This is a genomic window from Moorena sp., from assembly GCF_982860115.1.
The window spans coordinates 1-9,591 of record NZ_CEYLVT010000103.1; the positions used below are offsets into that span (position 1 = coordinate 1).

A 9,591-nucleotide genomic window follows, 5' to 3' on the forward strand; every position below is an offset into this window, starting at 1 on the left:
GTGTGCGGAACCTGCGTCCGCACCTTGTAAGCCCCGTGGAAACCCCCAAGACCGCCCTGCATCGCTTAATACAAATCTCCCCATCTCCCCATCTCCCCATCTCCCCAAACTTCCCATCTCCCCACACTTCCAGCGCCCGGGCTCGACAGTTTTATTATAAGGGATCGAAACGCTGAAAACCCCGTCTCTTTAGAGCGGGGATGAAAGCGAATAGCGGCTTTAGCCGCCTCAAAGAAAAAACGAAACAATTATTTGACGTTTTAGTCTGAGAGCGCTAGACTAAAATAGTCGCAGTCAAGGTCGAAACTGATGATAATTTTAGAGTTCAAAGCCAAAGGAAAACCCTGTCAATATTCAGCAATAGATGAAGCAATTCGGACTGTAAAATTCATCCGAAACAGCTGTCTTAGATACTGGATGGACAACAAAGGAGTTAGCAAGTTCGATCTAAATAAGTACAGTGCAGTCCTTGCTAAAAAATTCCCTTTTGCCAATGAGTTGAACTCTACAGCTCGTCAGTCTAGTGCTGAAAGAGCATGGTCATCTGTCGTGCGATTCTTTGACAACTGCAAGAAAAAGGTACCTGGAAAGAAAGGCTTTCCTAGATTTCAAAAACACTGCTGTTCTGTCGAATACAAGCAGTCTGGATGGAAGTTATCCCCTGACAAGAAAACAATCACGTTCATTGACAAGAAGGGGATTGACCTTCGGTCACGCTACGCGAACGGGAAGCTTAAACTTAAAGGCACTTGGGACTTGTGGCGCTTCGATAAGAAACAGATAAAGCGAGTTCGGATAGTCAAGAGAGCTGATGGTTACTATGTTCAGTTCTGCGTCTCAGTTGATGTAGTAGAGGAATTAGAACCATCTAAAAGTACTATAGGGTTAGATGTAGGGTTGAAAGAGTTCTACACTGATTCTAATGGCAATTCTGAACCCAACCCTAGATTTTATAGAACTGGGGAAAAGCGGTTAAAGTTTTATCAGCGCCGGGTTTCCCGGAAAAAGAAAGGCTCGTCCAACCGAAAGAAAGCAATTAATAAACTAGGTAGACAGCATCTTAGAATAAGTAGGCAACGTGTTGGCGAAGCCTGCGCGAAGCGCATAGAGCACGCCAAGAGACTGGCGCGCTGCGTAATCCGTTCGCGTAGCGTCGGCGAAAGCCGAATCTAACGATCTGGTCGCCTACGAAGATCTAAGAGTTAAGAACTTAGTTAAAAATCACGGTCTCGCCAAGTCTATTAATGATGCAGGTTGGTATCAATTCAGGAAATGGTTGGAGCATTTTGGAACTAAGTTTAGTCGGGTCACTGTCGCAGTAAACCCTGCATATACTAGCCAGAACTGCTCTGAATGCGGTGAAGTGGTTAAAAAGTCACTATCAACTAGGACTCATATCTGCAAATGTGGTTGCAAGTTAGATCGTGACCACAATGCCGCTATCAATATCCTAAAGAGAGCCTTGGGTACGGTGGGGCACACCGGAACCTGGATCTTAGATCCAATAAACGCTTCGGGAGATCTGACCTCTACTGTTCTTGGTTCCGGCCAGGGAGAGCAAGTCGGGTCGTTGAGCGAAGAATCCCCGCGTCTTTAGACCGGGGAGTGTCAAGGGTATTCAACAACAATCTCCACAGCCGTAAGAACTTATCGGAAGTAAAACTTAACCAGTTAAGTTCATCTGATTGCCGTGATTTGATAGTCTAAAATATAATGGCTCCTTCATTCCCAATCCCATGGAAGTTGTTGTCCCCTTTACCCCTCCTAGTCGTCCAACCGAGTTTTCGGCTCTGGGCTATCTGTTTGGGCGATTTGACCCAAACCCATCTCAAGAGCCTAATCGGTCAGTTAAAGGAACTCTTGTTCTCAAACAAGGAATCAGCTTCAGTGCCTATATGCACCAACCCTTGTGGAAGAAATTAAGTACCAACCCCTCTTTTGGTGAGAAAAAAGTCTATCTCTGGCGAGTATATTTCCGCATAACCAAGGCAGGAAAACTGGCTCAAATTCAAATCAAGAAATTTATTCCCCTAGAGGGGAAAACTACTCTACGTCATTCTCCCAGTGACGAAAGAGTCGATCAGTTTCGGGTTCGTGGTTTAATTCACGATGTCAAGCCAGAAGCAGTGGTGGCTTATGTAGAACGCAATCACCTGCCTCCTAGAGGAAAAGCCAAAAGTTATCCATGGCAGCCTTTTTTGTTAAGTCTCCAGGGGTCTTTGCCAGAACCAGCAGAAAAGGATGATTTCTGGGAATTTTTTTGTAGACGAGTAGGGGAGCAACTCCACATAGAGGAAGCTCATCCAGTTAACGTAAATCTAGAAGACTCAAATTTCTATTCACATTACTCCGAAGAAAAAACTGACTATCAACCTCAACCAAGCCCTCAAACTAAACCAAATGAAGTTATCATGATTCAAGGCAGAAAACCCGAAATCACCGTCAAGTTTACCGAAAGACCTAATTTACCAGAGCAAGGCAAGAAAGTTACCTTACTCCTAACTGGCGACAATGGCATAACCGTTCAGGCAGAACTTAATCGCAAGACCCTCAAAAAGCAAGTAGAAAAGATGGATAGCTTTGCTGATTGGGTAGCGGCTTTGAGTGGAAAGATAGCCAGGGTTTCTCCAGAAGGAGTAATTGAGTTAGAAGGTGCAGGAGTTAATGTATTTGAGAAAAAACCAAAAGTTACCGAATCAACTGAGCCAAAAGAGTCTCAGAAGCCTTCTAGCAACCCAGAAACAATTAAGCAAGAACAATCACAACAACCTGCTCAAAAGCAGAATAAAGTGTTTCGTCTGATTGATTAGGATAGGTGTTGGTTTGATGGAGCAGGAGTAGCCCACAGGGGTAGGTTCTTTACCTCAGGGGCAAATGGGGAGTGTGGGAGGGGTGGGGAGATGGGGAGATAGGGAGATGGGGCGACAGGGAGATGGGGAGATGAGGAGATAGGGAGATGGGGAGATAGGGAGATGGGGAGATGGGGAGATGAGGAGATAGGGAGATGAAATTGATGGGTAGCCGTAGTTTCCAGAATTGGGATCAGTAACACTAGTCTGACTTGGCTCTTTTTTTTTGGCCACTTTTTTTGGGTGGTATCGGATACTTGTGTCTTCAGTACCTGTTCACAACGTCTTAATCACATCTTTAAGGTTTAATTTATCGATAAATATTTTTATCAAGGTGATCAAGGTCTACTATAATAATCGAAGCTAAAAAAGAATCTTTCTCAAGTTTAACCCCATGACAATTAATCGACGAAGAATACTACAAATTGCTGCTGTGGGTGGTTTAGGCACCGTAGCCGCTTCTAGTCTAATTCGCCCTGGTTCAAGCAAGGAGTTAATTGCAGCAGCTGGTAGAGATCCCTATGCTGCAGAGGTTGATCAGGGCTTAAGGTATTTCCGACAACAAGCTCAAGTACAGCTACCCCTTGTCGAGGACTTAGTGAAAGCAATTCGCAGTGGCAATTTGGAAAAAGCCAAAGACGCTTATGTCAAAGCCCGTCCTCCTTACGAGCAAATTGAAACCTACGCAGCCAGCTTTGAAGAAACTGACCGGGATATTGATGCTCGCCCCTCTGCTTTTGATGGCGGCGAGGATAACCCAGAATTTAAGGGATTTCACCGGATCGAAGCTCTCTTGTACCGGGAAGGGAAGGTGAAAGAAGCGCTCCCTTTTGCTAAAGAGTTGGTGGAGAGCGTCAAAACCCTAATCAACGATTTAGATCAGCGGCAGAACTTCAATTCCACCTTGAACTTTGAAGGCATGATTGCTTTGGCGACAGAAGTAGTAGCCAAGAAGATTTGTGGCGAAGAAGAAACTTGGTCGGATCAGAGCCTGTTAATCTTCTCAGATAACTGGATCGGAATTTTCAGCCAGTATGCTCCCTATTCCCCAAGAGTCGCAGACAAAGACGCCAGTGTGGATCAAGAGGTTAAGGCAGCTTATAAAGCAGCCAAAGGCAAGCTTAAACCTTACTTCACCCCAGGCGAAGTCGCAGCTCAACCCTATAGTTCTCTCGACATTAGTCAGCGAAAAGATATTGTGGACGTTGGCTATCGGTTCCGGAGAGCGTTGTACAAAGCAGCAAAGGTTTTAGAAATACCCGTTGGTTTTGAAGTTTAGGGAACGGTGGCACGGTGGCACAGTGTTAGCTGTTGGGTTTTGAGTTAATGGTTTTTGTCCTTAATCCTACTTATGCCTAATACCATTGGCCTAAGACGATCATGGCTATTCCGGTCAACGACCAGCAAAAAGCGCGGCAGAGAGTAATAAATGTAATCTCTGCCGCGATTCTGGCTCGTTATCAGACATAAGAGAAGATGTCTAGGATAGACATTATATGTATTGCTAAACTTTGTCAAGTGTTAATAAAAGATATATTATAGAATTTTTGATGACATTAAACCGATCAGGGTGGTTAGAGCCATAGGGCATTAGATCAAGAACCACTGACGCTTCCGTCCGTTACTAAACTATAAATATAGCGGTAAATCCGATAAGCAACACTATATGTAGTGCTTAGTGGCCAATGCCTAAGTCTTATTAAATCATCGTTAAATTGTACGATTTCAGATATATCTGAGATACATAAGTCCAGTTTGAGCTGAATGACACCAGTATATATTCCTATTTTAACAGCATTTTGCGTAACTATTAGAAAAACTAATGATAAAAGTTATTTATAAAATAAAATCTGATGACAGCTGTTAACAACAATTTGGGATAACTTGGGATTAGCATAAATAGCTGTAATGCTTGATATACAATACTTTTAGACAATTTTTAAATATTAAAATTGATAATAACTTGCAATAAATGTTAAAAAATATTGCAAGTAACTTTAAATTGGCTTCCTAATGCTGCACAATCGATTCATGTGATTTCACCTCAACCCTCGATAGGAGGTGGTGAAACAATGAAGCAATTAAGGATCGAGTAAGGATCGAGTATGCAAACATACGGTAATCCCGAGGTTAAATATGACTGGTGGGCTGGTAACGCCCGCCTAGCCAACTTGTCTGGCAAATTCGTAGCTGCTCATGTCGGCCAAGCAGCCCTGATCGTTTTCTGGGCTGGAGCATTTACTCTGTTTGAAATTTCTTGGTATGATCCCACCCTGCCAATGGGTGAGCAGGGGCTGATTCTGCTGCCCCACTTAGCTACTTTGGGCTGGGGTGTAGGCTCAGGCGGTCAGATAGTGGATACTTACCCCTATTTCGTCATTGGCGCTCTACACCTGATCTCCTCCGCTGTTCTGGGAGCGGGTGCTTTGTTCCATTCCGCTAAAGGTCCAGCGCAATTGAAAGATGCTGGTGGTCGTGCCGCTAAATTCCACTTTGAATGGAATGACCCTAAGAAGTTAGGCTTTATTCTTGGGCATCATCTCATTTTTCTAGGAGTAGGCGCTCTGTTATTGGCGGCGAAAGCCATGTACTTTGGCGGACTATACGATGCCACCATTCATGATGTCAGGCTCGTTACCAGCCCCAATCTTAATCCATTGGCAATCTATGGCTATCAAACCCATTTTGCCTCGGTGGATAACTTAGAAGACTTGGTAGGCGGTCACATCTATGTTGGCTTGCTACTCGTTGGTGGTGGTATTTGGCACATCCTCATCCCACCACTGAAGTGGGCAAAGAATCTCGTCAGCTTCGAGGGAGAAGCGGTTCTTTCCTACTCTCTCGGCGGTATTGCTCTGGCAGGGTTTGTAGCAGCTTACTTCTGCGCAGTTAATACCCTAGCCTATCCCGTCGAATTCTATGGTCCTGCCTTAGAGGTTAAGCTTGGTGTTTCCCCATATTTTGCCGATACTATTGAGTTGCCTTTGGGTGCCCACACTCCTCGCTGCTGGTTGGCAAATGCCCACTTCTTCCTAGCTTTCTTCTTTCTACAAGGTCACCTATGGCATGCATTGCGTTCCATCGGCGTTGACTTTAAGAAATTTGAGGAAGGCTTGAATTAATTAGCTAGTAAAAAGCAGCCCTCTCTAGGTAGTAGGTGTTAGCTGCTGTCCAATCAATCTAACACCTACTAAACCAAAAATTTCCTGGGCTGCTGAGTAGCACTCTACCAAATTTGTGTGTTAGATAGAGAGATACTCGGTTTTCATGACAACGAATAGTATTCCATCACGAACTAATCCGGATTGGTTACTTGGTAATGCCCGTCTTAGGGACTTATCCGGTCAATTATTAGGAGCTCATATTGCTCACGCTGGTTTGATTATGTTCTGGGCAGGCGCAACTACCATAGCGGAAATTTCCCAGCTTGTGCCTGGTCAGCCCATGTCCGATCAAGGATTAACCTTGTTACCCCACTTAGCCACTTTAGGCTGGGGTGTTGCACCCGGTGGTGTCGTCACAGATACCTATCCCTATTTTGTGATTGGCATTTTGCATCTAGCTGCATCCGCTGTTTTGGGTGCAGGTGGTCTATTTCATGTTTTTAGTGGTGTTGCAAATTTGAAAGATGGCAGTGGACGCGCCCCTAAATTCCACTATGAATGGACTGACCCCAAGAAGCTCAGCTTTATTTTAGGGCATCATCTGATTTTCCTAGGTGTGGGTGCCTTGTTGCTGGTAGCTAAAGCAATGGTCTTTGGTGGCATTTATGACGCCGCTGTTGGCAATGTACGTATCATTACCAGCCCAACGCTTAACCCAGTGACTATCTTTGGTTATCTCTTTGGCATTGTCGATGGGGCTTGGAATCCTCTGGGAATGGCAGCTGTCAATAATTTAGAGGATGTCATTGGTGGTCATATTTGGATTGGGATGATGTGTATTGGTGGCGGAATTTGGCATATTGTCTCCACTCCATTTAACTGGGCTAGGAGTGCCCTCCAGATTGAAGGAGAAGCAATTCTCTCCTACAGTTTAGGGTCTCTAGCCTTCATGGCTTTTGTGTCTGCTGCTTTTGTTGCTAACAACACTACGGTCTTTCCCACTGAATTTTACGGTTCTAACCGTCTGGTAGCAGCAAATATTCAGTTTTTCTTGGGACTCTTGTTCTTAGGGGGGCACCTGTGGCATGCTGTCCAATCCCGTTCTGGCAGTGTATTAATGAGTAATCAAATTAAGTACTTACAGAAGCTGTCAAAATCCCAAGACAATCCAACGACAGAGCCTTCGTCATAATTTCTTTGAAAAAATACTTGCAAACTATTTGCATTAATTGGTATACTTAAAATGTAAGTTGCCATCTAGACGAGACACAGAGCCAGGGTTTCTTCTCTAGACAGGAAGCTAGTCCTCCTTATGGTAAACCAACAGCCAATCAGATCACTAGGGTGGTGATCTGATTTTTGTTTTTTAGCTATTTATTAATAAAATTTATTATTAAAATCCCAATTCTTATGGAACCAGAAACCTGCTGGAAAACTGAAGCTGTTCGCGTAGCGTGAGCTACGCGAACAGCGGTCAGCGGTCAGCCATTCTCTACTTGAAATGCAGACGTAAAAAAGATTAAATCAATGCTTAGTTGTTGTCTTAATGCAGCGCGGTCTTGGGGGTTTCCTTCAAGACCGCTTAGGTGCGCTTATGTGAAGTACCCCAACCTGCTTGACCTTTGGTCACGCTACGCGAACGCTGAGGTTGGGGCTTCCAATTCTCAGGTCAACTCAGGGACGGTTTTATTCGTCTTATCGGCGAAGCCGACGCTACGCGAACGGGCTTCCCGCTTCATCCGCCGATGCCTCAAACAGAGGCGCGACCCAAGGCCGGGGAACCCGGCCTTGGAGGCGCGCGCCTGCTGCAATACGGTCTTACTCAGCGTCCACAGGCAGATATCCGCCTTCCGCAGACATATAGTTGACTCGACAGACTCACCTTGGAATTACGACTCTGTGGTCAACCAGCCGGGGCAAGTCTCTTCCCTGAGCTCTGCTAGTACTTTGTACACCTAATGGTATAAAAACTGATAGGATTTTATACCATTTGTAAGGTAGCCTTTTAGTCAGTCAGGCGGGTCAGCAACCACTTTTATTATAACACAATTCGCAATAAGCCGTCGTCTCGCTATCCATCCCCACCCTGTAAGAGGGTGGGGAATTCCGCGAGGATTGTTAAAAACTGTTCGCGTAAGGTGGCACAGGCTTCTAGCCTGTGATGTAGCGCATTAGCTGATAACTTATAACTTACGGTGACCTAACTTGCGTTCGCTTAGCGTGCCCTACGGCCAATCGCATCTGAAGCGGCAGAGCCGAACGCATTATCCTCAAACAACTTTAGAAGTAGCTTGATGACTACACTTACACCGTCGTGAGTTAACTCTAGCAGGATTTAGAGTTGCCTCATAGTCATAACAATTGATTGCCTCTTCTGTTAGCGCCTTTGACGGATGTACTGTACACTTGAGGCGATAATCTCCAGTAAAAAAGGCGCAGCGACTACAGGGAATTTGATGTAATTGTCTCAGATGAGCGACACCGTCTAGAAAGGTGACCCGAATCCGCCATAACGCTATTCCGATTAATGTCCAAGCAGCTATGCAGCACAGAAACGTTAGTAAATTTTGAATAACCTGAGAAAGAAGTATCTCGAACATGGTTAACTATAGCCGTTTTTAATTTGGTGAGGTACAGAGTCCCTGGTTTTAGGGAACAGGGAACAGGGAAGTCAGAAGAGGGAACAGGGAAAAAATCTTGTGTACTTCATTAGGCTGGAAACCGCTATACTAACTAATAGGATTTCAATTTATCGATGCTACAGATAGTGTAAGCATTCAGCATTCAGCATTCAGCATTCAGCCATTCGCGTAGCCTGTCCATAGCGCATAAGCTGATAGCTGATAGCTGAATACTTACCTAACTACTAATCGCTAATGGCTCAGGGACTGGTGATGATAGGGATTCCCAAAACCGGACGATTTGCCGTCCTACTCGATTGGGATGGAAATAGTGGCAGAAGTGACCCCCTTCTGGATATTCCCATAAGCGATCGCATTCTTTTAACCAAGATTTCCATCCTTGCAAAGCATTAGAATCAACAATCATGTCATCTTTGCAACCACATACCATTAATGGCACTTGCACTGCTGTTGGTGGTACAGTAACCCGTTTATATAGGGAGTGAGGAGAGGGAGAAAAAGCTAAATCCTGCTCTAGGATGGTTACTAAACCTTTCGTGATCTGGTGATTGTGATGACCAAAGAGGCTCTTAACCATTTGGGTAAGCAACACTTGGCGAGTGCAGGGTAAAAGTTGGAGCTGCACATAGTAGTGGGCTTGCCAGTCAACTGCGGGATTAACACCTACTGATAATAGAGTTAAAGACTTGACTTTTTCAGGATATTTACGGCTATAGAGTAGTCCTACCAAACCAGCAGTGCTGTGACCCACCAGATGGATAGGATGATCTGAGGTTTTGAGATAGTCATGAAGTAAGGTAAGGGCAATATCAAGAGAAGTTGGTTCATCTTGATTTTGGCGATACTCCCACTGGCCAACTCGCTTTTGTTTACACAAATAACGAATTAAAGGCTGATCAAAACGTAGAAAACTTGGACTAACATTCAACCAAAGGATTTCAGGCAAAATAGACATATAGCAAAGGGAGTAGGGAGTAGGGAGTAGGGAGTAGCGAT

At 44.7% G+C, this 9,591-nt stretch carries 6 protein-coding genes and 1 pseudogene; 5 read left to right on the forward strand and 2 right to left on the reverse strand.

The genetic code is table 11. The features are described from left to right. Positions 1-309 precede the first annotated feature (309 nt). The 5 genes and pseudogenes from AC4II3_RS18005 to AC4II3_RS18025 all read left to right on the forward strand — a co-directional run bounded on the left by AC4II3_RS18005 (position 310) and on the right by AC4II3_RS18025 (position 7,145). Positions 310-1,597: pseudogene (locus AC4II3_RS18005) on the forward strand (RNA-guided endonuclease InsQ/TnpB family protein). 139 nt (positions 1,598-1,736) lie between these two features. After that, on the forward strand, positions 1,737-2,810 hold the full coding sequence (locus AC4II3_RS18010) for a heterocyst master regulator PatR (protein ID WP_488014159.1): 1,074 nt from the start codon (positions 1,737-1,739) through the stop codon (positions 2,808-2,810). 433 nt (positions 2,811-3,243) lie between these two features. Further along, positions 3,244-4,128, forward strand: a complete 885-nt coding sequence (locus AC4II3_RS18015; RefSeq protein ID WP_488014157.1) for an EfeM/EfeO family lipoprotein — start codon at positions 3,244-3,246, stop codon at positions 4,126-4,128. Between the two features lie 826 nt (positions 4,129-4,954). After that, on the forward strand, positions 4,955-5,971 hold the full coding sequence (locus AC4II3_RS18020) for a chlorophyll a/b binding light-harvesting protein (RefSeq protein WP_293087106.1): 1,017 nt from the start codon (positions 4,955-4,957) through the stop codon (positions 5,969-5,971). A 145-nt stretch (positions 5,972-6,116) separates the two neighbouring features. After that, positions 6,117-7,145: a chlorophyll a/b binding light-harvesting protein gene (locus tag AC4II3_RS18025; protein WP_488014155.1), complete on the forward strand. Its 1,029-nt coding sequence runs from the start codon at positions 6,117-6,119 to the stop codon at positions 7,143-7,145. A 1,078-nt stretch (positions 7,146-8,223) separates the two neighbouring features. Here the strand turns inward: AC4II3_RS18025 and AC4II3_RS18030 are convergent. Continuing rightward, positions 8,224-8,553, reverse strand: coding sequence for a hypothetical protein (locus AC4II3_RS18030; protein ID WP_488010316.1), 330 nt, complete (start codon positions 8,551-8,553; stop codon positions 8,224-8,226). A 259-nt stretch (positions 8,554-8,812) separates the two neighbouring features. Beyond that, positions 8,813-9,550: an alpha/beta fold hydrolase gene (locus AC4II3_RS18035; RefSeq protein ID WP_488010319.1), complete on the reverse strand. Its 738-nt coding sequence runs from the start codon at positions 9,548-9,550 to the stop codon at positions 8,813-8,815. Between the last annotated feature and the right edge of the window lie 41 nt (positions 9,551-9,591).

Bases quoted from the DNA above. Each gene is read 5' to 3' on its own strand.
- AC4II3_RS18010 (WP_488014159.1), top strand. From the start codon at position 1,737: ATGGAAGTTGTTGTCCCCTTTACCCCTCCTAGTCGTCCAACCGAGTTT.
- AC4II3_RS18015 (WP_488014157.1), top strand. From the start codon at position 3,244: ATGACAATTAATCGACGAAGAATACTACAAATTGCTGCTGTGGGTGGT.
- AC4II3_RS18020 (WP_293087106.1), top strand. From the start codon at position 4,955: ATGCAAACATACGGTAATCCCGAGGTTAAATATGACTGGTGGGCTGGT.
- AC4II3_RS18025 (WP_488014155.1), top strand. From the start codon at position 6,117: ATGACAACGAATAGTATTCCATCACGAACTAATCCGGATTGGTTACTT.
- AC4II3_RS18030 (WP_488010316.1), bottom strand. From the start codon at position 8,553: ATGTTCGAGATACTTCTTTCTCAGGTTATTCAAAATTTACTAACGTTT.
- AC4II3_RS18035 (WP_488010319.1), bottom strand. From the start codon at position 9,550: ATGTCTATTTTGCCTGAAATCCTTTGGTTGAATGTTAGTCCAAGTTTT.